Below are 24,128 nucleotides of genomic sequence, written 5' to 3'. Positions count from 1 at the left end.
GCGGGCCGGTCAGACCGCCGTGCTCTCCTTCGCCGCCTCGGCCTTCGCCCAGCGGTAGTCGGCCTTTCCGGCCGGGGTGCGCTTGACCTCGTCGACGAAGACCACGGTGCGCGGGACCTTGTAGCGGGCCAGGTCGGCCCGGCAGTGTTCCTGGATGTCCTCCAGCGACGGCTCCTCGGCGCCCTCGGCGAGCGCGATCACCGCGGCGACCCGCTGGCCGTACTTCTCGTCGGGCACCGGGACCACCAGGGCGTCGGCGATGGCCGGGTGGGCGTGCAGGACGGCCTCGACCTCCTCGGCGTAGACCTTCTCGCCGCCGGTGTTGATGCACTGGGAACCGCGGCCCAGGAAGACGATCGAGCCGTCGGCCTCGACGGTGCCCATGTCGCCCAGGATCGAGATGCGGGTCCCGTCGGGCAGGGTCGGGAAGGTCTTGGCGGTCTTCTCCGGGTCCTTGTAGTAGCCGAGCGGCACGTTGCCGATGCGGGCGATGTAGCCGACCTCGCCCGAGCCGGGCGCGATCTTGTTGAGCTTCTCGTCGACGACCATCATCTTGTCGGTCGGCGGCACCTTCAGGTGGCCGTTCTCGTCCATCATGATCTCGCCGTCGTTGCCCGACTCCGAGGCGCCGAAGTTGTCGCGCAGCACCAGATCCGGCTTCACCGCGAGCATGCGGTCGCGCACGTGCTGCGACCAGATCGCACCGCCGGAGGTGATGGAGAACATCGACGACAGATCAACCTCGTCCTTGCGCTTCTCCATCTCCTCGACGAGCGGCAGGCCCATGGCGTCGCCGACGATGAGGACGATGTTGACCTTCTCCTTCTCGACCTCGGTGACGATGGCGGCCGGGTCGAAGTCGCGCTGGATCACCAGGCGCCCGCCCAGGGTGAAGAAGGTGAACAGCGAGTATGACGCCGCGCCGTGCATGAGCGGGGCCGCGAGCAGGAAGGCGATCGACGGGAAGTCCTTGACCGCCGTGCCGATCTCCTCGAGGTCCTTGCGCGCCTCGCCGTACGGGTTGCCGCCGGACAGCGGCTTGCGGAAGAAGTCGTCGTGCTGCCACATGACGCCCTTGGGATAACCCGTGGTGCCGCCGGTGTAGAGCAGGTACAGCTCCTCGCCGTTGCGCGGCTCGAAGTCGCGGTGGTCCGGCTTGGCCTCGTAGTCGGAGAACGACACGACCTCGACGAGCCGGCCGCCGGGCAGGTCGGCGACCGCCTGATGCAGCTCGTCGACGATCTCGCCGATCACGAACACCGTCCGGACCGTCGGGACGTCCGCGAGTATCGCGGCGACGCTGCGCTGGTGCTCGGGGAGCTCGACGATGATCGCGCGCGAATCGGAGTTGTCGAAGATGTACTGCAGCTCGGCGTTGGTGTAGCGGTAGTTGACGTTGACCGGCACCGCGCGGATCTTGAGCAGGCCGAGAAGGCTGGTCACGTGCTCGACGCTGTTCTTCAGGAACAGCGCCACGTTGTCGAAGGCGCCGATCCCGTTGTCGGAGAGGAGGTGCGCGACCTGGTTCGAGAGCTTGTCGAGCTCGGCGTAGCTGATCTGGCGACCCTGGTAGCTGAGCGCGATCCGCTCGGGCACCGAATCGGCGACGGTTTCGAAGACGTCGGCGAGGTTGAACTTCATCGTGCGCGCTCCTCGTTTTCAAGAGTGTTCATGGACAGATGTGGCTGGATGGATTCGATGGGGACCGGACGGGCGGACGTGCTCATGCGGTGAGCACCAATCCGCTTGTCGGGACGCCGGTTCCGGCGGTGACGACGACCTTCTCGGCGTCGTCGACCTGGTTGACCGAGTCGCCGCGGATCTGGCGGACCGCCTCGGCGATGCCGTTCATCCCGTGGATGTAGGCCTCGCCGAGCTGTCCGCCGTGGGTGTTCAGCGGGAGCCGTCCGCCCACCTCCAGGGCTCCGGGCTCGCGCACGAAGTCCTTGGCCTCCCCGCGGGCGCAGAAGCCGAGCTCCTCGAGCTGGATGAGGGTGTACGGGGTGAAGTGGTCGTAGAGGATCGCCATGTCCATGTCGTCGGGCCCGAGGCCGGACTGCGACCACAGCTGACGACCGACGAGACCCATCTCGGGCAGCGCCGCCAGCTCCTCCCGGTAGTAGCTGGTCATGATGTACTGGTCGGCCGCCGAACCCGCTGCCGCCGCGGCGATCACCGCGGGCTTGTGCGGCAGGTCCTTGGCCCGCTCGGCCGACGCGATCACCAATGCGACACCGCCGTCGGATTCCTGGCAGCAGTCGAGGAGGTGGAGCGGCTCGGCGATGTAGCGCGAGTTCTGGTGATCCTCCAGCGTGATCGGCTTGCCGTAGAAGAAGGCATCGGGATTGTTGGCCGCATGCTTGCGGTCGACGACGGCGATACGGCCGAAGTCCTCGCTGGTGGCGCCGTAGTCGTGCATGTACCGCTGCGCGATCATCGCGACGAACGCCGCCGGCGTCGACAGTCCGTGCGGATAGCTGAAGGCGTTCTCCGTTCCCGAGGAGTTCTCCTGGTTGGCGACGGCCGAATTCACCTGCCCGAACCGGAGTCCCGACCGCTCGTTGAACGCACGGTAGGCGACCACCACGTCGGCGACCCCGGTCGCGACGGCCATCGCCGCCTGCTGGACGGTGGCGCACGCCGCGCCGCCGCCGTAGTGGATGCGCGAGAAATAGGTCAGCTCCGGGATGCCGACGGCACGCGCGACCGAGATCTCGCTGTTGGTGTCCATCGTGAAGGTGACCAGCCCGTCGACGTCGGCCGGCGTGAGGCCCGCGTCGGCGATGGCCGCCTGCACCGCCTCTGCGGCCAGTCGCAGTTCGCTGCGTCCGGAGTCCTTGGAGAACTCGGTGGCGCCGATGCCGACGATCGCCGCCTGCCCCGAGAGCGTGCCCATCAGCGGCCCTCCCCTTCTGCCGAATCCTGCTCCGTCGAATCGTGCGCGCCGTCGCCGACGGTGAGAGTGACGGTCGAGATCACGTGCTTGCCCAGCGAATTGGTGCCGGTGACCGCGACGGTGACGAGCCCGTCGTCGGCGACCTCGGTGACCTCGCCGGCGAACGTGACCGTGTCGTAGGCGTACCAGGGCACGCCGAGCTTGAGCGCGATCGAGCGGATTCGGGCGTTCGGTCCGGCCCAGTCGGTGACGAACCGTTCGACCAGCCCGGTGTCGGTCAGGATGTTGACGAAGATGTCCTTGGACCCCTTCGCCTGGGCGAGATCGCGATCGTGGTGGACGTCCTGGAAGTCGCGGGTGGCCAGCGCGGTGGCCACGACGAAGGTCGGCGTGGCCTCGATCGTCAACGGCGGCAACGTGGTCCCGACCGCGATCGGTGTTGCGGCGATACCGGTCATCGGTCCGTCCCCTCGCTCGATCCGGCCGGCTCCCACGCGTAGAGCGTCCATGCATCCGTGCCCGCGTCCTCGTCCGCGGGGAAATCGAGGAACGTGACCCGCACCGGCATGCCGATCGACACCTCCTCCGGTTCGACGCCGCGCAGCTCGCCGAGCATCCGCACGCCCTCGTCGAGTTCGACGAGGGCCACGACGAACGGCAGCTGCCGCCCGGGCACCTTGGGTGCCCGGTGGACGACGTAGCTGTAGACCGTCCCGGTTCCGGCCGCGACGACGTAATCGGTCTCGGGGACCGTGCCGTCGGGCTGCCGCGGCTTCCAGGTCGCCGGGACCGGCGGGTGGCGCAGGGCTCCCTCGCCGTCGCGCTGGATGCGCAGCTCGTGGGCCTTGACGCCCTCCCAGAAGAAGGCGGTGTCCCGCGAGACACTCGGCTTGAGCATCCGCGACGGGTCCAGGTCGTCGGGAACCTGCGCACCCTGTTGTGCGACGGCTGTATTCGACTCGCCGCTCTTGGCCGGGGGCCGGAACTTGAGGATGCGGAACCGCATCTCGGCGACCACCTCGTCTGCGCCGTCTTCTCCGACCACGGACCAGACGTTTCGGGTGGTGAAGAACCAACCCTCACCGAGTGCGGTGTTCTTGGGACCGACGACCTCGACGAGCTCGGCCGACAGCGAGACCTCCTCGCCCGGGCGGGTGTAGCGGTGGTAGACGGTGTCGCAGTTGGTCGCGACGACCGAGGTGAACCCGGCCTCGTCGAACAGCTGCGACGCGCGGCCGAGCGGGTCGTCGGCGGTGCGGACGCCGTGGAGCCCGCGCATGGTCCATACCTGCGCCATCGCCGGCGGTGCGACGATCCCGGGGTGCCCGGCCGCGCGTGCGGCCTCCTCGTCGACGTAGATGGGATTGGTGTCCCCCATCGCCTCGACCCAGTTGTTGATCATCGGCTGGTTGATCGGGTCGCGGCCGCGCACGGGCGCGCTGGGACCTGCGTCCATGATCGCCTGTGCCGCAGCGCGGATCGCGTCGTCGTCGGACAGGCCGGTCGTGTCGGGCGCGGTCACCTCGCCCCTCTCCTGCGTGGTGCTCATCGCTTGGCCCTCGGCAGTCCCAGGCCGGCGGTGGCGATCATGTCGCGCATGACCTCGTTGACGCCGCCGCCGAAGGTGATGACGACGTGGCGCTTCTGCTGGACGTCGAGCCAGTCGACGAGGGCAGCGGTCTCGGGATCGGTGAAATCGCCGTAGCGCCCGACGATCTCGTTGGCCATGCGGCACACCGCCTGGATCCGTTCGGTGGCGAACACCTTCGTCGCCGCGGCGTCGGCCATCGAGATCGCCTCCCCGGTGGACGCGACCTGCCAGTTGAGCAGCTCGTTGATGCGGCCGTAGGCGTCGATGGTGGCCAGCGCGCGACGCACGTCGGGCTGCTTGGCGATGACCGTGCCGTCGGGACCCGGGCGCTGTGCCCACGCACGCAGCCGCGCGGCGAGCCCCTCGATGCGGCCGGCCGGTCCGAGCATCACGCGCTCGTGGTTGAGCTGGGTGGTGATCAGCTTCCAGCCGTCGCCTTCCTCGCCCACGCGCATCGACACCGGGACCTTGACGTCGTTGTAGTAGGTGGCATTGACGTGGTGCGCACCGTCGGCGGTGATGATCGGGGTCCAGCTGAACCCGGGATCGGTGGTGTCGACGATGAGGATCGAGATGCCCTTGTGCTTGGGCGCGTCCTTGTCGGTCCGCACGGCCAGCCAGATGTAGTCGGCGTCGTGGCCGCCGGTGGTGAAGATCTTCTGTCCGTTGACGACGTAGTGGTCGCCCTCGCGGACGGCGGTCGTGGTCAGCGACGCGAGATCGGTGCCCGCCGACGGCTCGGTGTAGCCGATCGCGAAGTGGACGTCTCCGGCGAGGATCGCGGGCAGGAACTTCCGCTTCTGCTCCTCGGTGCCGTGAACCTGCAGGGTCGGGCCGACGGTCTGCAGCGTCACCGACGGCAGGGGCACGTCGGCGCGGACCGCCTCGTTGGTGAAGATCTGCTGTTCGATCTCACCGAATCCCTTGCCGCCGAACTCCTTCGGCCAGCCGACGCCGAGCCAGCCGTCGTCGCCCATGCGCTTGATGATCTTGCGGTAGGTGGGGCCATGCCGCTCGGTGAGCATGACCTTCGCCTCCTCGGGACTGACGAGGTCGGCGAAGTACTCGCGGAGTTCGGCGCGCAGCGCCCGCTGTTCTGGTGTCAGGTCGATGAACATCTCTCACCCCTGTCCGGCCGCCGAGGCAGCGGCCTCGGTGATGTCGGCGAGTTCGTCGAGTCGCACGGCCGATCCGCCCACCAGGCGGGCGAGGTCCTTGGCGACGGAGAAGTAGCGGTGCAGCGGGTAGGTGATGTCGACACCGATCCCGCCGTGCAGGTGGGTCATCGTGCGCAGGGTCGGCGGCACCTCCTCCGCCAACCAGTAGGCGGCGATGCCGAGATCCGTTGCGGCGTCGAGCCCCTCGGAAAGCCGCCAGGCCGCGGCGGTGGTGGACAGCTCGATCGAGCGGCCGACGACGTAGATGTCGGCGAGCTGCTGGCCGACCGCCTGGAACAGCGCGATGGGCTTGCCGAACTGCTCGCGGGTGGAGACATGGTCGGCGGTCAGGCGGGTCGCCCCGGCCACCAGGCCGTCGCCGTAGGCGCAGAGGGCCAGTCGGAAGCGGTCCCGCAGCGGTGCGAGGTCGCGGCCGACGACGTCGGCGTCGTCGATCGCGACGTCGTCGAACGTCACCGTGTACTCGCCCCATCCGCTCGAGGTGGGCGTCCGCGTGAGGGTGACGCCCTCGGCGGCCGGATCGACCGCGACGACGCCCGCGTCGGTCGTGACCAGCAGGACCGACGCCCCGTCGGCGTGCAGGACGCCGACCTTGGTGCCGTTGAGGCGTCCGTCGTGGATGCCGGCCTTCGGCGTCGCGGTCAGGGCGTCGCCGTGCTCGCCGATGGCCACCGCAGCCCAGCGGCCGCCGGTGATCTTCTCACCCCACCGCTGCCAGACCTCGGGCTCGGCCTTCGCCAGGACCAGCGCGGCGGCCAGGGTGCCGAGTGCCGGGGTGACGGCCGCGGACCGGCCCATCCGGCGCAACAGCGGCAGCAGTCCGGCCTCGTCGACCTCGTCGCCGTCGGCCGAGGGCGGAAGCGGGAGCACCAGCAGGCCCGATTCGACGAGCGCCTGCCAGGTCTCGGCGTCGAAGCCGCCCGCCTGATCACTCCCCGGCCGGTCGTCGGACCCTCGTTTGCCGAAGGTCGACTCCCAGTCGGGTTGCCGGCGTGCGAACACCTCGTCGGCGACGTCGCGAACCGCGATCGCCGTAGCGTCCAGGGCAAAGTCCACCCTGCGTCTCCTCCATGTGCGGGCAACAGAACTAGAACTTGTTCTAGTTGTATCAGAGTCCAACCGCCAGGGGGTAGAGATTGCGGTTCATCTGCGCTTTTCGCCCAGAACGGACGTTCATCGGCGCGGCAAACCGAGAATGCGTTCAGCCGCGGCGGTCTTGAGGATCTGGGTGGTGCCGCCGGCGATGGACAGGCACCTGTTCTGCAGCACGGCGTCCGAGGCGTCGTTGAGCGTGAGGCCCTGCGCGCCGAGGAGCCGGAACGCCAGATCCGGCACCGCCTGGCGGTGTCGGACACCGATGAGCTTGCGGACGCTCGACAGGGCGCCGGGATCGAGTCCGGCGAGCTGCTGCGTGGCGGTGCGGGCGTCGATGACCCGGCCCACGTGCGCATCCGCGAACTGGCGGCCGAGCGCGGCGCGCTCGTCGTCGGTCAGATCCCGAGTCATCGCCTCCACCTGACGCAGCAACCCCTCCATCTCCTTGCCGAGACCGGACCCGCCCATCGCCACGCGCTCGTTCGCGAGGGTCGTGCGGGCCAGGCGCCAGCCGTTGTCGACCTCGCCGACCACACAGTCGTCGGGAACGAAGACCCCGTCGAGGAACACCTCGTTGAAGTTGGCACGCCCGGTGAGTTCGCGCAGGGGCCGGATGTCGATGCCGGGCGAGGCCATGTCGACCAGGAAGTAGGTGATGCCCTTGTTCTTCGGCGCCTCGGGATTGGTGCGGGCCAGGCAGATCGCCCACTGCGCGTTGTGCGCCTGGGAGGTCCAGATCTTCTGGCCGGACAGCTTCCAGCCGCCGTCCACGCGTACGGCCTTGGTGCGCAGGGCGGCCAGGTCCGAACCCGCCTCGGGTTCGCTGAACAGCTGACACCAGACGATCTCGCCGGCCAGGGTCGGGGCGACGAACCGCTCACGCTGCGCATCGGTGCCGTGGGCCAGGATCGTCGGGATCGCCCACGCGCCGATGACCAGGTCGGGGCGGACGATTCCGGCGCGGTCGAGTTCGACGTCGATGAGCAGCTGCAGCGCGGGGTCGGCGCCGAGACCATAGGGCTTCGGCCAGTGCGGGGTCAGGTAGCCGGTCTCGGCGAGGAGACGGCGGCGGTCCGCCTCGTCGGCCTCGGCGATGCGGCCGACCGTGGCGCGGACCTCGTCGCGCCGGCCCTCCACCTGCGACAGGTCGAGGGAGAACCGGCGGCGGACGCCGCGGAGTCCGAGGGCGGCGAGCGCGGACGCCGCGCTCCGCCCGCCCTCGAGGACCGCCTGCGCGGCGAGCGCGGAGCGCAGGTAGAGGTGGGCGTCGTGCTCGAAGGTGAAGCCGATGCCGCCGAGCACCTGCACGCAGTCCTTGGCCGTGGCCGCCGGCGCCTCGGCGACGACCACGTCCGCGGCGAGCGCGCTGATCGCCAGTTGCTCACGCGCGGAGTCGAGTTCATCGGCAGACGCCTGCAGCACCTCGTCGACGGCGCGCGCCGCGTCCCATGCCACCGCAGTGACCTCCTCGCAGCGGCAGAGCATCTCGGCAGCGATGTGCTTGATCGCCTGGAAGGAACCGATCGGGACCCCGAACTGCGTGCGGACCTTGGCATACTCGACGGCGGTGTCGAGCGCCCAGCGCGTGACGCCGCTCTGATAGGCGGCCAGCGTCGCCGAGAGCAGTCCCTCGACGAGCACGGCGTCGGCAAGCGCGATCAGGTCGTCGGCCCTCACGCCCGAGACCCGCACCCGGGAGACCGACATGGTGCCGTCCAGCGGCGCCTGCGGCACCGCGTCGACCGCACCGGCCCCCGACGGGAGGAGCCACCAGCGCGTGTCGGAGCCGGGGACGTCGAGCGCCAGGAGGATGGCGGCACCGTCGACATGACCGGCGACGATGCCGAGGTCGAGGGTGTCCGACAACTCGGCCGCCGCGGCTCGCGCATGCCCCGCCGCCGGCGTGACCACCGGCACCGCCCCCGCGGCGACCTGCTCCAGGAGCTCTCCCGCCCGCGGGTCGTCGCTGCCGGCGAGCGCGATCGCGGCCGTGACGGTCGGGACGATCGGACCGGGCACCAACTCGGCGCCGCACTGCTCGACCATGGCCGCCACGTCCACGAAGCCCGCGCCGAGCCCACCCGCCGATTCCGGCAGGGCCGCCGCGAAGACCCCGAAGTCCGCCAACTGCCCGAACACCTGGGTCCACTGGTCGCGCGGCTTGTCGATGTCGGAACGGACGAGTTCGGTCACCTTCGCCGCGCGCGCCCAGGACTCGATACTGTGGCATACGGCGATTTGCTCGGAAGACGTGGCGATTGTCACGGGTGATCCTCTGTATGTCGGGTTGTGAGGAATAATTAGAACCTGTTCTAATATGCCATGGGTGGAGGTGATCGGGTAGCCACCCGTGATTCCCCGCCTACCCGGTCGCCGATCACGTGAGGATGTTCGTAAACACATGGCCCGCTCTGCACCAGGCAATGCCGCGGTTGACACGCCCGGTGGTTCCCCGACCCCCGCAGCGTCTCCCGAATCCGGTTCGTCCGCGCAGCGCGAGCGTCGTCGCCGCATCCTCGACGCGACCCTAGCCCTCGCCTCGAAAGGCGGTTACGACGCCGTCCAGATGCGCACCGTCGCCGACAAGGCCGACGTCGCGGTGGGCACGCTCTACCGTTACTTCCCGTCCAAGGTCCACCTGCTGGTGACCGCGCTCGCGCGCGAGTTCGAGCGCGTCGAGTCGAAGGTCGACCGCTCGCAGTTGCGCGGCGACAACGCGATCGACCGACTCCGCCACGTCCTCGACATGATCACGTTCGCGATGCAGCGCGACCCGTTGCTCACCGAGGCGATGACGCGCGCGTTCATGTTCGCCGACGCCTCGGCGACCGCTGAGGTCGACCAGGTCGCGAACATCATCGACCGACTGCTGGCCAACGCCATCGTCGACGAGGGCGAACCGACCGAGGAGGATCTCGCCATCGCGCGCGTGCTCTCGGACGTGTGGATGTCGAACCTCGTCCAGTGGCTCACCCGCCGGGCGTCGGCCACCGACGTCACCAACCGGCTCGAACTGACCGTGCGCCTGCTGCTGAAAGACCGGGTCAAGCAGGACTGAGACTCACGGGCCCGGGATCACCGGCCCGGGGGATCACGCCGACACGTCCCGGACGCGCATGTACGCCTCGACGACCGTCCGGAACACCGGCTTGCCGTCGTCGTTGACGAGCTCACCGGTCGAGGTGACCAGGGCCCGGCCGCGGTCGTCGAACTCGACCGCGTCGACGGTCATCGTCCCGGTGAGGGTGTCCCCGGGACGGACCGGACGCAGGAAGACGGTCTCGGCGAGGCGCTTCCCGGCGATCACCGGCAGCCGGCGCAGCACGCCGTCGACGCAGAGACGCTGATAGACGGCCATGGTGTGGATACCGCTGGCGATGAGCCCGCCATAGGCACGCGCCGCCGCGAGTTCCTTGTCGACGTGGAAGTCCTGGGGGTCCCACGCCCGCGCGAACTCCACGATCTCGGCTTCGGTCACCGTGTGTGAACCCAGCGCGATCACCTGCCCGGGTCGGAGGTCCTCGACCCGGATCCCGTCCTGCCCGGTCACTTCAGATCTGCGGCGATCATCGGCCAGGTGGTCTTGAGGTCGCGTTCCCAGTAACCCCACGAGTGGGTGCCGTCCGGACGGAACAGCACCTTGTGCGGGATCTTCAACGCACGCAGGCGCTGTGCCATCTGCTTGGTGCACTCGTTGACCGCGGCCTCGATGACGCCGCCGAGGACGACCTGGTTGGCCAGCGTCATCGGGTCACCCGCGATGAGCGGCGCCTCGAGCCGGTCGTACCAGCCGGGCAGGCCGGTGCCGCTGGTCATGTAGACCTTGGTGCCGCGCAGCTTCGCGGCGTTGAGGTACGGATCGTTCGCGCGCCAGCCCGCCGAGTTGACCGGGCCCCACATGTTGTCGAGGTCGGCACCACCTCTGTCGGCGACGACCATCCGGATGTACGTCTGCCCCAACGGATCACTCGTCCGGGCACACCCGCTGTAGGCGGCGACGGACTTGTACAGCCGGGGCGCGGCGATCGCGAGATTGAGCACCGACGTGCCGGCCATCGAGATGCCCGCGACGGAGTTCTTGCCGGTGGTGGCGAATTCCTTGTCCACCAGCGGCGGCAACTCCTTGGTGAGGAACGTCTGCCACTTGTTGCGACCGAGCACGGCGTCGTCGCGCTGCCAGTCGGTGTAGTAGGAGAACGCGCCGCCGATCGGGGTCACCACGTTGACGTGCTTGTCGGAGAAGAACTTCGCGTACTGCGTCTTCGCACCCCAGGTGGCGGTGTCCTCGCCGCCGCCCGCGCCGTTCAGCAGATACAGCGTCGGGGCCGGCTTCTTGGTGTTCCGCGGACGCAGGACGTTGACCGGGATCAGCTTGCGCATCGCCCCCGACCAGACGATCAGCGTCGTCTGCTGGGCGGAACCGTGGATGACGGTGTCGATCCGGGCACGATTCGGGTCAGGTGCCGGTGCCGCGAGCGCCGCCGGCGCCCATCCGGTTGTGGCCACGGCGACAGCACACGCGGCGACGATCAGTCGCTTCTTCCACGAACGCACCAACAGCCCCTTTTGTTAACTATTTCCTCAGAGGTAACAAAGGTTACCGAGGACCACGGGCCACCCCAAGCCGAGGCGGACCGTCGTTAGGCGTTCGTGACCAATCGTCTTGCCCGACTCAGCGCGGCTGGAACCGTTGCGCGCCGTCGAGCCGGACGATCTCGCCGTTGATGTAGGTGTTCTCCAAGAGGTGCTGAGCGAGCGCCGCGTACTCGTCGGGCGACCCGAGACGCTTGGGATACGGGACGCCCTGCGCGAACTTCGCGAGCGCATCCTCGCCCATCGACTCCATGATCGGGGTGCGCATGGTGCCGGGTGCGATGGTGTTGAGGCGGACCGCGATCGAACCGAGGTCGCGGGCGCCCGACAGGGTGAGGCCCATGACACCCGCCTTCGCGGCCGCGTATGCGGTCTGCCCGATCTGGCCCTCGTAACCGGCGATCGAGCTGGTCATGACGATCGCACCGCGCTCGCCGTTCTCCTTCGGCTCGCCCGTCGCGAGCTTCGCGGCGGTCAGGCGCAGGACGTTGTAGGTGCCCGTCAGGTACAGGGCGATGGTGTCGACGAAGCCCTTCATCGGATGCGGCGATCCGTCCCGGTTGACCAGTCGCGACGCCACGCCGAACCCGCCGTGGGCGATCACGGCATACCGCAGGGCGCCGAGCCGGCCCGCCTGCGCGAGCGCATCGTTCACCGATTCGTCGTCGAGGACGTCGGTTCGCACGTAGACGACCCGTTCGCCGAGTTCGTCGGCGAGCATCTCGGCCGGATCGTCGGCGACGTCGGCGATGACCACCGACGCACCCGCGGCGTGGAGGCGACGCACGGTCGCCGCACCGAGGCCACCGGCCCCGCCGGTGACGATGGCGACCTCACCCTCAAGCGACATGTGTTCTCCTCAGGTCGATCTCACGTGGACGAGCCGGGCTCAGGCCCCGGTCCACCGCGGCTTGCGCTTCTCCGCGAACGCCTTCGCGCCCTCGAGGGCGTCCTTCGAGGTGAAGACCGGGGCGAGCAGCTCGGCCTGCCGGTCCCACTTCTCGTCGTCGCCCCACGACTCCGACTCGGCGATGATCCGCTTGGTGATGGCGACGGCCAGCGGGCCGTTCCCGGTGATCTTCTCCGCGAGATGGATTGCTCCGCCCAGAGCTCCCCCGTCCTCGGTGAGGATGTTCACCAATCCCCAGCCGGCGGCCTGCTCGGCGGTGAAGTCGTCGCCGGTCAGCGCGAGTTCGAGCGCCTTCTGGTACGGGATCTTCCTCGGCAGCCGCAGCAGCCCGCCGGCACCGGCGACGAGTCCGCGCCTGACCTCGGGAATGCCGAATCTCGCCGACCGAGACGCCACGACGAGATCGGTCGCCAGCACGAGTTCGGTGCCGCCGGCCAGTGCGAATCCCTCGACGGCCGCGATGACGGGTTTACGCGGGGGCTTCTGGGTGAACCCGAGGCCCCGACCCTCGACGGCGACCCGCTCGCCGGCGGCGAAGGCCTTGAGATCCATTCCCGCGCAGAAGTTCCCGCCCGCGCCGGTCAGGATCGCCACCGACAGGTCCGGACTGTCGTCGAGTTCGTCCATCGCGTCGGCAAGCGCCTGACTGACCTCGAGGTTGATCGCGTTGCGCGCCTGCGGACGGTTGATCGTGATGACCAGGATGCGCCCGCGGCGCTCCACCAGAACTGCATCCGACATGTGTCGTCGACCCCTCACCGATGTCGTTCGATCGCGGCGAACAGGAGCACCGATGTATCGGGCGCCGGCCGCTGCTCACGGGTGATGGTAAGCAGAGAGCGCTTCCCGAATGGGGGAAATGAACCAACTGAGTTAAACAAGTGCCGGGCGCCGTTCCGCAGGACCGCCCTCGTGCGCAATCCCTTCCCCACATCGCCCGGAGGGTTCACGGAACACGGGTGGGTGTCCCGGTCAGGCGATCTCGTCGACCAGCCCCCACCGCAATGCCTGCCCCGCGTCGAGCTCGGCCCCGGTGACGAAGAGGTACAGCGCGCGCCAGCGGCCGATACGCCGCGGGACGCTCGCCGTGCCGCCGGCCCCGGGGATGAGACCCATCGAGACCTCGGGCAGGCGGATGCGGGTGTCGGGTGCGGCCACGACGCGCCGCGCGAAGGCGGGGATCTCGATGCCCGCGCCCACGCAGTGGCCGTGCAGCCGGACCTCGACCCGATCGGCGAGCTCGGCCACGAGTCGGCCGGCGCCGCCGCGCGTCCGGATCAGGTGGGCGGTCGTCGCGTCGGGCATGTGGCCGAACTCGTCGAGATCCCCTCCGGCACAGAACGAGCTGCCGGCACCGTCGATGACGACGTGCTCGACGGAGTCGTCGAGCACCGCGATGCGCAGCGCCTCGACGAGTGCGTCGCGCAGCGCCGTCCCGTAGGCGTTGCGACGCTCGGGCCGGTTCAGGGTGATCCGCAGGACCTCTCCCTCACGGGCGAGCAGCACCGGCTCGGTGGCCGGGGGCGGCGGCAGCGGACGCCCCAGGGCACGACGCTCTTCCAGCCAGCTCCCGTACTCGGCCCCGCCCTGCAGCGTCGAGTAGCCGAGGGACTCGACGTCGATGGCGGCCACCGGCCCGAGCGGCTCCGCCACCCGGACGACCTGTGCGGCGACCAGGGAGGCCTGCGGGCATCGGGCGAGAGCGTCGACGAACGCCGTGACGAGCGACTCGACGTCGCCGGCGAGGTCGTCGGCGCCGACGACCGAGCGGTGATCGGCCGTGGGCGCGACGGTCAGGTCGAGTGCCTCGGTCAGTGGACGCAACTCCGCCGCGACCGGCCCGGACGAGATCCCGACCAGGACGGTGTCCGCCGACTGCGCGCGGGCGACCGCGCGGTCGAGGACGTCGACCGGCACCCGCGCGTCGAGATCCACCAGCGTCACCGGGATCGACACCGCGGCCCCGGTCCCGAACAGGTCCCCGCCGCCCCCGATGACCGGGTCGGCGGCGAGGTCGGCGATGGAGATACGTCGAACGTGCATGGCGGTGAACCTCCTGAGCATTGTCGTGCGGACGGTAGCATTTCGACCGTGACCAGCAACGCGTCGTACGACCCGGTACGCGCCTGGGCCGAGAGCGGGGTCCCGCACCTCACCGGACGACCCGACGGCCCTCCTCTCGTCCCGCCCGGTCACGCCGCAGCCCGAGCCCGGGAACTCACCGACTGGATCCGCACGGCGACCTCCGGCTCGGTCGACGTCGACGGCGCGACGATCCTCGCCGAACGCGCGGCGTTCACCGGCCACCGTCGACGGGGGCCGCTGACCCCCGGGGGCGCCGGACGACTCCTACCGGCGGCCGACGGCTGGGTCGCCGTGAGCTGCGCACGTCCCGACGACCCGCTCCTGCTGGGCGCACTGATCGAGCGCGAGGTCGACCACACCACGGTCTGGCCTGCGCTGGCCGATTGGCTACACGAACACACCCGTGCCGAATTCGACGAGCGCGCAACACTGTTGGGCGTGGCCGGGGGCGGCATTCCGGAGAACCGCGCCACGGACGAGATCGAATCCGTCGACGCGCCCCACGCCGACCTGACTCCCCACGGGGACCCCCGGTCGGTGGACGGCCTGCTCGTCGTCGACTTCTCCGCCCTGTGGGCGGGACCGCTGTGCGCCCATCTGCTCGGGCTCGCCGGCGCGCGCGTGGTGAAGGTCGAGACGCCGGCGCGCCCCGACGGTGCCCGCCGAGGCGACGCCGATTTCTACCGCCTCCTGCACGGCGGGCACGAGTCGGTCGTCCTCGACCCCGCGGTGGACCCCGACCGGACCGCTCTGCATCGGCTCGTCGACGCCGCGGACGTCGTCATCGAGGCGTCGCGACCACGCGCGCTGCGTGGATTCGGGCTGAGCAGCGAGGATTTCGTCGCGTCAGGAGGCACCTGGATCTCGATCACCGCCGCCGGACGCGACTTCGACCGGATCGGTTTCGGCGACGACGTCGCCGCCTCGGCCGGACTCGTGGCCCGAGACGACCTCGGCCCGGTGTTCGTCGGGGACGCGATCGCCGACCCGCTCGCCGGACTGACCGCGGCGGCACTGGCCATGTCGAGGCCCGCACACGGTCCCGGCGCACTCTGGGACGTCTCGATGCGGGCGACCGTCGCGGCCACCCTCGACGGGACCGCGACCCGCACGCCGCGTCACGACGGCCGGCGGTGGCTGGTCGACACCGATTCCGCCGCTGTCGAACTCGCACCGCCGCGGCCCCGCGCCGTGACGGGGGATGCACCCGCCCCGGGCCGCGACACCGACGCCGTTCTCGCCGACCTCGGGATCACCCGATGACGGTCGTGTTCCGGCAGGTCGCACTACCCGAGGGCCACCGTGATGTCCTGATCGACGACGGTGTGATCGCCGGGATCGGCGCCGACCTGCCGATCCCGCGTGACGCCGAGGTCATCGATGCCCGGCACGGCGCGCTCATCCCCGGCCTCCACGACCACCACATCCACCTGCACGCGCTGGCCGCGGCCAGGGCCTCGGTGCACTGCGGCCCGCCCCGAGTCACCGATCCCGACGGACTCCGCGCCGCACTCGCGGCCGCCGACGCCGACAGTGCCGGCTGGGTCCGCGGCATCGGGTACGTGGAAACCGTTGCCGGACTCCTCGATTCGTCAGATCTCGACCGCCTCCACGCCCGGCGCCCCGTTCGCGTCCAGCATCGCAGCGGTGCGGTGTGGTTCCTCAACACGATGGCCTCCGAGGCCGCCGGACTTGCGACGGCCGAGCACCCGGGCGTGGAACGGGACCCCTCGGGAACACCCACCGGACGCGTGTGGCGTGCCGACGACTGGCTGCGCTCACGACTCCCCGACACCGGTCCGCCGGATCTGTCGGAGGTCGGCGCCGAACTCGCACGGTACGGCGTCACCGGCGTCACCGACGCCACCCCGGACCTGTCCCCGGCGACGGTCGACGCCCTCGTCGGGGCACACACGCACGACGCGGTGCCGCAGCGGCTCCATCTCCTGGGCGCGCCGACGGGGACGACCGGGCTCCCCGACACGGTGACCGTGGGTCCGCAGAAGATCGTCCTCGCCGACTCCGACCTCCCCGATCTCGCGTGGCTGTGCGATCGGATTCGCCTCGCGCACAACGTCGGTCGCGGCGTCGCCGTGCACAGCGTGACCCGGGAGTCACTGATCCTGTTGCTCGCGGCCCTCGACGAGGCCGGCCCGCATCCCGACGACCGGATCGAACACGGAGCGATCATCGCGCCCGATACCGTCGACGACCTCCGGCAGCGGAACCTGCCGGTCGTCACCCAACCGGGCTTCATCGCCGACCGCGGGAACGACTTCGTCGATCGACTCGACGCCACCGACGTCGGCGACCTCTACCGCTGCCGCTCGCTCGTCGACCACGGGGTGCCCGTCGGACTGTCCAGCGACGCGCCGTACGGCCCGGTGGACCCGTGGGAGGTCGTCGACGCGGCCGCGACGCGGCTCGCGCCGGACGGGCGGACCGTCGGGGCCGACGAGAGGATCGGCCGCACCACGGCTCTCGGGCGATTCCTGACGTCGGCGCAGCAGCCCGGCGGTCCACCGCGCTCGATCCGCGTCGGCGCACCCGCCGACGTCGTCCTCCTCGATCGCGTACTCGACGAAGCCCTCGCCGCGGGATCGGAAGCCGTGCGCTGCACGATGATCCGCGGGCGGGTCGTCTACCGCCGGGTCGGCTGACGGCCGCCGTCAGCCGACCCCGGGCACCGGCACCTGAGCCCCGGTGACCGCGGCGGAGGCGTCGGAGACCAGGAACGCGATCGTCTCGGCGATCGACTCGGGTGACACCCACCCCTTTCGGGACGAGTCCGGCTGGCTCTCGCGGTTGCCCGGGGTGTCGATCACCGAGGGCAGGATGGCGTTGGCCCGGATGCCGTCGTCCTTGTACTCGGCGGCGAGCGCCGAGATGAACGCCCAGACCGCGGCCTTCGACGTGATGTAGCCGGCCGCACCGGAGAACGGCGCGAACGCCGCCTTGGCCGAGACACCGACCACCGAACCGCCGCCCGCCTCGATCAGCTTCGGGATCGCCGCCGCGGACAGGAGATACAGCGGGCGCAGGTTGAGCTGCAGCAGGCGCTCGAACTCACCGATCGGCGTCGCGTGCACCCGCTCCCCCATCGCGAATCCGCCGACGAGGTTGACCGCGGCCCTCACCGGTGCCGACGTGTCGGCCGCGGCGACCGACACGACCTCGGCGACCGACGACTCGTCGAAGAGGTCGGCCTCGAGCGTCACGAGAGCATCCGATTCGGGCAGCCGTGACAGTTCGGACTCGACGACCCACGGCACCACCACGCGCCAGCCGTCGTCGAGCAGCCTCCTCGTCACCGCCGAGCCGAGTCCGCCCGTACCGCCGGACACGATCACCGTCTGCGCCATCGTCTCGACCTTCCCTCACCCGGTGTAGTGGTCGTCGAAATGTCTATATTGATCTCACCGTATGTACCTCAGCAGCCGATGATCCGCCAGGACCCGTCGGCAGCATGAAGGAGATGCCCATGGGCACGGACGTCGCCGAGGACGCTCCCGACTGGTTCCGGACCGCTGTCGCGATCACTCCCGAGCACTCGTCGACCACGGTCGACGGCGCGCGGATCACCTTTCGCAGCTGGGGCGAGCGTGATGCGCCGGGCCTGATCCTCGTCCACGGCGGCGCCGCGCACGCGGGCTGGTGGGATCACATCGCACCGAGATACGCGGGGAGCCGGCGCGTCGTCGCCCTCGACCTCTCCGGTCACGGTGACAGCGACTGGCGTGACACCTACCGGATCGCCACCTGGGCCGACGAGGTGGCCGCGGTCGCCGACGTCGCGGGGGCCGCCGACGACGCCGTCCTCGTCGGGCACAGCCTCGGCGGGCTGGTCGGGATCCGGGCATCGATCGCCCACCCCGACCTGGTCCGGGACCTCGTGCTCGTCGACTCCCGCATCCTCGACGCGGCGGCGCTCGCGGAGATCCAGCGCAACCAGCCGCACGAGGGCATCCCACGCGGAAACAAGACCTACCCGACCCTCGAGGCCGCCCTCGATCGGTTCCGCCTCGTCCCCGACCACGCGAGCCTCGACTACGCACGCGCGTACGTCGCGAGACAGTCGGCGGTCCGCGACGGCGACGGGTGGCGCTGGAAGTTCGACCGTGGCTTCGCCGACGAACTGCGCGATCTCCCGCCCCGGCCGCCGAAGAGCGTCCGGCTCAGCGTCGTCCACGGGGAGCACGGCGTGATGACCCCGGCGATGGTCGAGCAGGTGACGGGCCACCTCGACGAGCCAGCCCGCGTCGTCGAACTCCCCGGTGCCGGTCATCACGTCATGCTCGAGGAGCCGCTCGCCCTGATGGACGTCATCGACGAGGTCCTCGCGGAGCGATCGGCGAGATCGCAGAGCCCGGTCGGTTGAATCGGGCAACTAGTATGGACCGCGATGTCCGACGACCGCGCACCCGAGACGAGCGGGGTCGCCGCATCGCCACCCGCGCCTGACGCCCCTGTCCGGCAGGGCGTGTTCGCCTCCCTCCGCATCCGCAACTACCGCATCTTCTACGTCGGCATGGCCGTGTCGATGACCGGATCGTGGATGCAGGCCACCGCGCAGGCATGGCTGGTGCTGACGCTGAGCGGTTCGGCGTCGGTCCTCGGGCTCATCGTGGCCCTGCAGGCGCTACCCGTCCTGCTGATCGGCCCCTATGCGGGTGTCATCGCCGACCGGGTCGACCGGCGCCGGTTGCTGACGGTCCTGCAGGCGCTGATGGGCGCGCTCGCCGCGACGCTCGCGGTCCTCACGGTCACCGGCGTGGTCGAGGTGTGGCACGTCGCGATCCTTGCGTTGATGCTCGGACTCGGGCACGCCTTCGAACAACCTGCGCGACAGGCGTTCATCCATCAGATCGTCGGCATGTCGCTGATCCGCAACGCGGTGACGCTGAACTCGGTGATGGTCAACGCCGCTCGCGCCGTCGGTCCCGCGGTGGCCGGCGTCGTGCTCACAATCGTCGGGGCCGGTTGGTGTTTCGCCATCAACGCCGTGAGCTTCGTCGCCGTCGTGGTCTCCCTGATCGCACTGGACGGATCGAGGATCGCGCAGGAGACCCCGGTTCCGCGCGCGAAGGGGCAACTCCGGGAGGGCCTGCGCTACGTGCGCGGCAATCCGTCGCTGTGGATTCCGCTGGCCACCATGGCACTCGTGGGCACCCTCGCCTACAACTTTCCCGTCACCCTCACGGCTGCGGCCGACTTCGTCTTCGACGGCGGACCGCAGGCACTCGGGTTCATGACGTCGGCGATGGGCGTGGGCGCGGTCGTCGGCGGCCTCGTCGTCGCCGCCCGCGGAACCATCGGGCTGCGGCCCCTCACGCTCGCCGCCCTGGGCTTCGGCATCACGATCGGCGCCGCGGCCCTCGCCCCCGATCTCCTCACCGCCATCTGCGCGCTCTTCCTCGTCGGCTGGCTCAGCGTGACGTTCATGTCGACCGGGAACGCCACCTTGCAACTCAACTCCGAGCCGCACATGCGCGGTCGGGTGATGGCCCTCTGGTCGGTGGCGTTCATGGGGTCGACGCCCATCGGCGGGCCGCTCATCGGCGCGGTCATCGAGGCCACCAATCCGCGCGTCGGACTCGGCGTCGGGGCGATCGCATGCCTGGTCGCGGCACTGCTGGCGTTTCTCGCGCACCGGCGCAGTCGCGAACGCGCGGCCGCCGGCCTCTGACCGATCCCTCGGGCGACACCGGCGTGGCGACCGGGAGCGACCGCGCCACCGACGACGCTCGAAACGGCCCGGTGACCGGCGATTTTCGACGAATCGACCCCACCGTCTCAGCAGCCCCGCTAGCGTGATCGACGTCACGATCGGAGGGGCGATGACGCCAGAACGATTGGAATCGTCGGGGAAGACGCGGACTCCGCGCAAGACCCGCGCCACAGCACTACGACGCCGGATGCACGCGGCCACCTGTCTCCTCGCCGGCGCGACGCTCGCGTCGACGATGCTGGTCGCTGCCCCCGCGAATGCCGGAAACCACTGGTTCACCGACATCTCGGAGACCGCGGTGCCCAAGGCCGAGTGCGGTCCCGGATCGTTGCCCGAACCGGGACTGCAGGGTGACGTCAGCGCCGAGGACCGCCTGTCGGGTCGCAGCAAGCGCGGCTACCACTGCAACCTGACGAAGCTCGGCAACGTCACCGGCGGCGGCGGTGGCATCGTGTCGGCCTCCTTCGAACACTGCAGCTACACCGGCAGCCTCTTCCCCGGCAACAACTTCATGCCGCAACCCGGCGTCGGGATCGTCTCGGCCAAGGACCCGCGCAAGCCGCGGATCGTCGGCTCGCTCACCGACACCGCGATGCGCGCCGGCACCTGGGAGACGCTGAAGGTCAACAAGAAGCGCAAGCTGCTCGCCGCCACCGGTGTGCCCTTCGTCTGGGGCGCAGGCTTTTTCGCGGTGTACGACATCTCCGACTGCGAGCGCCCCAAGCTCCTCAACGCCCGCGGCGGCGGACTCGCCCACCCGATCCCGTTCACCTCGCACGAGGGCGGGTGGTCGCCCGACGGACGAACGTACTGGGCCTCGGGGATCGCGCCGGGCCATCTCAGCGCCATCGACGTCTCCGACCCCCGCAACCCGCGGGTGATCTGGCAGGGCCTGCACAGCTTCCTCGGCCACGGCTTCGGGATCTCCCCCGACGGCAACCGCATGTACCTGTCGAACATGATGGGGATCACGATCCTCGACATCAGCGCGGTGCAGCGCCGGGACCCCTATCCCCAGGTCCGCCACGTCGCCGCCTACCACTGGCCCGACGGGCAGCTCAATCAGCATTCGATCCCGATCACCCACGGCGGCAAGCCGTATGTGATCACCGCCGACGAGGGCGGCTCGGGCGGCGTGAAGATCTTCGACGTCACCCGCGTCGACAAACCGCGCTACGCAGCCCAACTCAAGCTCGAGATCAACCTGCCCGAGCACCTCGACACCCAGTTCCGCTCCTCCATGGGCGGTTCGCTGTTCGGCAGCAACCCGCACTACTGCGCGGTCGACCGGCCGACCGACCCGACGGCCCTGGCCTGTTCGTGGGAGTCCTCGGGGATCCGGGTCTTCGACATCCGCGATCTCGACCGCATCCGCGAGATCGCCTATTACAACCCTCCGGCGCAGAAGGGCGCCACGGTCCTCACCCGCCCGAACTCGCCCCACGTCGTCGCGTCGATCATCGGCGTGCCGGCCATCGAGTTCCTCAGCCTGGGAATGTCTCTCGCGAACGGGCGCGCGAAGCTGAACGAGATGGTCGGCCCCCGCGCGGGAATGGTGGTCGGCGGTGACGTCTCGACCGACTGGTGCTTCTCACCGCCGGAGTTCCGCGGCAACAAGATCTTCGTGACATGTGGCGACGGCGGCTTCTACGCACTCGAACTCAGCAGCCGCGTGTACACGCCGCCCCCGGATCAGGACTCCTACCTGGGATGACCGATTCGCACCGCCCCGCCTGGCTTCCGCTCGCCGGCCTGGCCTCGCTTGCGGTACTCCTGCTGGCGATCGGCATCGTCGTGGGCTCGGTGTGGCGACCGTTCGCGTCGGATGATGCGGGAGCGACATCGCCGAAGTCGCTGAGCGTCACCGACATCGGTTTCGCGCAGGACATGTCGATGCATCACGATCAGGCGATCCTGATGGCGCGCACCGTCCTCGCCGCACCCGACGTCGACCCGGCCATCCGCGGACTGGCCAACCAGATCCTCGTCGCCCAGTCCGCGGAGAACGGCACCATGCGGGGCTGGCTGCAGCTCTTCGGGATCCCGCAGACCTCCGAGACCCCCATGGCCTGGATGTCGCAGGGTGGGGCCCACGCGCATGACGGCGCGACGCCGGGTTCGCCCCGGGACGCGCCGATGCCGGGCCTCGCGAGCGCCGACGAGATGGGCCGGCTGTCGACCCTCCGGGGAGACGAGGCGGAGACACTGTTCCTGCGGCTGATGATCCGCCACCACCGGGCCGGCATCGAGATGGCCCGGGCCGCCTACAACGACCCGCGTTCGGGCCAGGCGACGAAGCAGTTGGCGCTGAGCATGATCGGCGACCAGGGCAACGAGCTCGGCCAGATGACCATGGCCCTCCGGGAACGCGGCACGGAACCGCTGCCGGAGTAATTCTGAGACCAACCTTTGTGATCCGCCTCATTCGATTTGCCAGCGTCAATATCTGTTGCGTTATCGTTACCCGCCAGTAAGGCCTGGGGGGTTTGAATGAGGAGTTTCTTGGGAAGTCGGCGCGCACTCGTGCGTCTGTCCAGCTGTGTGGCGGTCGCCTCGACCGTGCTGGCCGGCGGGATGTTCGCGGCCACCGCGTCGGCGGCGCCATACGAGGAAACGCCATCCGAGCGAAGGACATTGGCGAAGTTGGATCGGGTGGCGGCGCAGCCGACGCCCAGCGTCGCGAAGCTGAAGGCCGCCAACTCGGACCCGGATGCGCACCTGGTCACCACTCCGCGACCGGATTCGATCCTCAACGAGTCCGTGCTGGAGATGATCAAGACCAGCAGCGTCACCAGCCCGTGGGAGCAGTTCACCGGCCTCCTCGGGTACCGGGACTTCTACAAGGAACCCAAGCTGACCGGCAACGAAGCACCCGGCACGCTGCTCAAGGTCCAGAAGTTCCCGATGCAGTTCGCGACGACGTTCGTCGCCGGGACCAAGCCTGGCGCGATCGACGCGTACATGACCATGTACGTGACCGAGCGTCTCGACGGCTCCAAGAACGTCAGCACCGGCGTCATCATGATCCCGCGGGACGGGATCAAGAACAGCGAACGGAAGCTGATCGCGTATCAGGAGGCCAATGACAGCCTCGGCGCCCGGTGCCACCCATCCACCCAGTGGAGCGGCGGCGTCTTCTCCGAGGCGTCGGCCTGGTCGGCCCTCGGCCCCCTGGCCCAGATGTTCGGCAAGGGCTATGGCGTCGTCATCACCGACATCGGCAACAGCGGGAACCCCGGCCCGAACGGGGTGTCCGAGGTCTTCGCCGGCCGCGTCGCGGGGATGGCGCTGCTCAACGGCCTGCGCGCCGCTTACCAGGTCAAGTCGCTCGGCCTGAACCCGAAGCAACCGGTCGGCTTCTTCGGCATCGCCGGCGGCGGCAACGGCGCCGGCTACGCCGCCGAGTACCAGCCCTGGTACTACCCCGAGCTCAACGTCGGCGCCGTGGTCCTGCAGAACTTCAACGCCGACCAGAAGCAGTTCGTGAACTTCTCCAACGGCTCGATGGCGTCGGCGTTCGGATTCGCCACCATCGTGGGACTCAACGAGTCCTACTCGTCGATGAATCTCGACAAGCACCTCAACGAGCTCGGCCGAGCACAGGCCGCGGCGTGGAAGACGATGTGCCAGACCTACGGCTACTTCGTCTTCGGTTTCGAGCGGTTCGAGCCACTGTTCAAGGGCAACCAGAACCCCGCCGAGATCAAGGACTTCCAGTACGCGTACGCCGACAACATCATGGGCACCGACAAGTACGGTCCGCAGGCGCCGACCCTGATCACCTCCTGCGGCGAGGACGGTTCGTTCATGTCCGTGACACCGGCCGCCGACATGCGCAAGCTGGTCCAGCGCTACCGGGACCTGGGCACCAAGGTCACCTACGTCCCCGCGAAATGCGATGACACCGAACTGATCACGAACACCTACCGGTGGACGACCGACCTCTTCGGCATGCAGACCATCGACTGGATCGACGCGAAGCTGAAAAAAGCCTCGTCCTGACCCGACAGATCTGACGATTCGCGGCCTCCCGACCGGGCAGGCCTGGCCGA

The 24,128-nt window shown here is 69.5% G+C and carries 21 protein-coding genes; 8 read left to right on the top strand and 13 right to left on the bottom strand.

Going from position 1 to position 24,128, the window contains the following annotated elements:
* Positions 1–9 precede the first annotated feature (9 nt).
* From E1P53_RS15750 to E1P53_RS15720, 7 genes are all read right to left on the bottom strand, one after another.
* Positions 10–1,641: an acyl-CoA synthetase gene (locus tag E1P53_RS15750; RefSeq protein WP_006898958.1), complete on the bottom strand. Its 1,632-nt coding sequence runs from the start codon at positions 1,639–1,641 to the stop codon at positions 10–12.
* Between the two features lie 82 nt (positions 1,642–1,723).
* Positions 1,724–2,896: a lipid-transfer protein gene (locus E1P53_RS15745; protein ID WP_109238205.1), complete on the bottom strand. Its 1,173-nt coding sequence runs from the start codon at positions 2,894–2,896 to the stop codon at positions 1,724–1,726.
* Positions 2,896–3,354 (bottom strand): MaoC family dehydratase, encoded by a 459-nt coding sequence (locus E1P53_RS15740; RefSeq protein ID WP_131734858.1) that lies wholly within the window; start codon positions 3,352–3,354, stop codon positions 2,896–2,898. Before E1P53_RS15740 ends, E1P53_RS15745 begins: the two co-directional genes overlap by 1 nt.
* Complete coding sequence (locus tag E1P53_RS15735) at positions 3,351–4,445, bottom strand: bifunctional MaoC family dehydratase N-terminal/OB-fold nucleic acid binding domain-containing protein (protein WP_181954857.1); 1,095 nt, start codon at positions 4,443–4,445, stop codon at positions 3,351–3,353. The genes E1P53_RS15740 and E1P53_RS15735 overlap by 4 nt, the downstream gene beginning before the upstream one ends.
* A complete protein-coding gene (locus E1P53_RS15730; protein WP_006898954.1) occupies positions 4,442–5,605 on the bottom strand; it encodes an acyl-CoA dehydrogenase family protein in 1,164 nt (387 codons plus the stop codon). The genes E1P53_RS15735 and E1P53_RS15730 overlap by 4 nt, the downstream gene beginning before the upstream one ends.
* A 3-nt stretch (positions 5,606–5,608) precedes the next feature.
* The gene (locus E1P53_RS15725; protein ID WP_006898953.1) at positions 5,609–6,721 is read right to left on the bottom strand and encodes an acyl-CoA dehydrogenase family protein; all 1,113 of its coding nucleotides are present in this window, start codon (positions 6,719–6,721) and stop codon (positions 5,609–5,611) included.
* A gap of 117 nt (positions 6,722–6,838) precedes the next feature.
* Entirely contained in the window at positions 6,839–9,025 is a 2,187-nt protein-coding gene (locus E1P53_RS15720; protein ID WP_131734857.1) for an acyl-CoA dehydrogenase family protein, read from the bottom strand.
* A 136-nt stretch (positions 9,026–9,161) separates the two neighbouring features.
* On the opposite strand from E1P53_RS15720, the gene kstR reads away from it, so the two are divergent.
* Entirely contained in the window at positions 9,162–9,818 is a 657-nt protein-coding gene (gene kstR / locus E1P53_RS15715) for a cholesterol catabolism transcriptional regulator KstR (RefSeq protein WP_131734856.1), read from the top strand.
* A 33-nt stretch (positions 9,819–9,851) separates the two neighbouring features.
* On the opposite strand, the gene E1P53_RS15710 is transcribed toward kstR, so the two are convergent.
* The 5 genes from E1P53_RS15710 to E1P53_RS15690 form a co-directional block, all read right to left on the bottom strand.
* The gene (locus tag E1P53_RS15710) at positions 9,852–10,310 is read right to left on the bottom strand and encodes a MaoC/PaaZ C-terminal domain-containing protein (protein WP_131734855.1); all 459 of its coding nucleotides are present in this window, start codon (positions 10,308–10,310) and stop codon (positions 9,852–9,854) included.
* Positions 10,307–11,317: an alpha/beta hydrolase gene (locus tag E1P53_RS15705; RefSeq protein ID WP_109238209.1), complete on the bottom strand. Its 1,011-nt coding sequence runs from the start codon at positions 11,315–11,317 to the stop codon at positions 10,307–10,309. Before E1P53_RS15705 ends, E1P53_RS15710 begins: the two co-directional genes overlap by 4 nt.
* 115 nt (positions 11,318–11,432) lie before the next feature.
* Complete coding sequence (locus E1P53_RS15700; protein ID WP_006898948.1) at positions 11,433–12,203, bottom strand: SDR family NAD(P)-dependent oxidoreductase; 771 nt, start codon at positions 12,201–12,203, stop codon at positions 11,433–11,435.
* Between the two features lie 39 nt (positions 12,204–12,242).
* Complete coding sequence (locus tag E1P53_RS15695; protein WP_131734854.1) at positions 12,243–13,004, bottom strand: crotonase/enoyl-CoA hydratase family protein; 762 nt, start codon at positions 13,002–13,004, stop codon at positions 12,243–12,245.
* A gap of 231 nt (positions 13,005–13,235) precedes the next feature.
* Positions 13,236–14,306 (bottom strand): enoyl-CoA hydratase/isomerase family protein, encoded by a 1,071-nt coding sequence (locus E1P53_RS15690; protein ID WP_131734853.1) that lies wholly within the window; start codon positions 14,304–14,306, stop codon positions 13,236–13,238.
* A gap of 48 nt (positions 14,307–14,354) precedes the next feature.
* Here E1P53_RS15690 and E1P53_RS15685 point away from each other — a divergent pair, with 48 nt between their 5' ends.
* Positions 14,355–15,611, top strand: coding sequence for a CoA transferase (locus E1P53_RS15685; protein ID WP_131734852.1), 1,257 nt, complete (start codon positions 14,355–14,357; stop codon positions 15,609–15,611).
* Entirely contained in the window at positions 15,608–17,008 is a 1,401-nt protein-coding gene (locus tag E1P53_RS15680) for an amidohydrolase family protein (RefSeq protein WP_006898944.1), read from the top strand. The genes E1P53_RS15685 and E1P53_RS15680 overlap by 4 nt, the downstream gene beginning before the upstream one ends.
* 9 nt (positions 17,009–17,017) lie before the next feature.
* Here E1P53_RS15680 and E1P53_RS15675 read toward each other — a convergent pair whose 3' ends face one another.
* Complete coding sequence (locus tag E1P53_RS15675) at positions 17,018–17,710, bottom strand: SDR family NAD(P)-dependent oxidoreductase (RefSeq protein WP_006898943.1); 693 nt, start codon at positions 17,708–17,710, stop codon at positions 17,018–17,020.
* A gap of 119 nt (positions 17,711–17,829) precedes the next feature.
* Between E1P53_RS15675 and E1P53_RS15670 the strand changes: the two genes are divergently transcribed.
* The 5 genes from E1P53_RS15670 (at position 17,830) to E1P53_RS15650 (ending at position 24,078) form a co-directional block, all read left to right on the top strand.
* A complete protein-coding gene (locus E1P53_RS15670; protein ID WP_131734851.1) occupies positions 17,830–18,726 on the top strand; it encodes an alpha/beta fold hydrolase in 897 nt (298 codons plus the stop codon).
* 24 nt (positions 18,727–18,750) lie between these two features.
* Positions 18,751–20,034 carry an MFS transporter gene (locus E1P53_RS15665; RefSeq protein ID WP_131734850.1) on the top strand — a complete coding sequence of 428 codons (1,284 nt, stop codon included), beginning with the start codon at positions 18,751–18,753 and terminating at the stop codon, positions 20,032–20,034.
* A gap of 277 nt (positions 20,035–20,311) precedes the next feature.
* Positions 20,312–21,790 carry an LVIVD repeat-containing protein gene (locus tag E1P53_RS15660; RefSeq protein ID WP_131735352.1) on the top strand — a complete coding sequence of 493 codons (1,479 nt, stop codon included), beginning with the start codon at positions 20,312–20,314 and terminating at the stop codon, positions 21,788–21,790.
* Entirely contained in the window at positions 21,787–22,470 is a 684-nt protein-coding gene (locus tag E1P53_RS15655; protein WP_131734849.1) for a DUF305 domain-containing protein, read from the top strand. Before E1P53_RS15660 ends, E1P53_RS15655 begins: the two co-directional genes overlap by 4 nt.
* A gap of 240 nt (positions 22,471–22,710) precedes the next feature.
* A complete protein-coding gene (locus E1P53_RS15650; protein WP_165484441.1) occupies positions 22,711–24,078 on the top strand; it encodes a lipase family protein in 1,368 nt (455 codons plus the stop codon).
* Positions 24,079–24,128: the final 50 nt, after the last annotated feature.

It is taken from the genome of Gordonia paraffinivorans (assembly GCF_900683595.1).
Lineage (GTDB): Bacteria > Actinomycetota > Actinomycetes > Mycobacteriales > Mycobacteriaceae > Gordonia > Gordonia paraffinivorans.
This window is presented reverse-complemented; position numbering and strand designations above follow the sequence as displayed.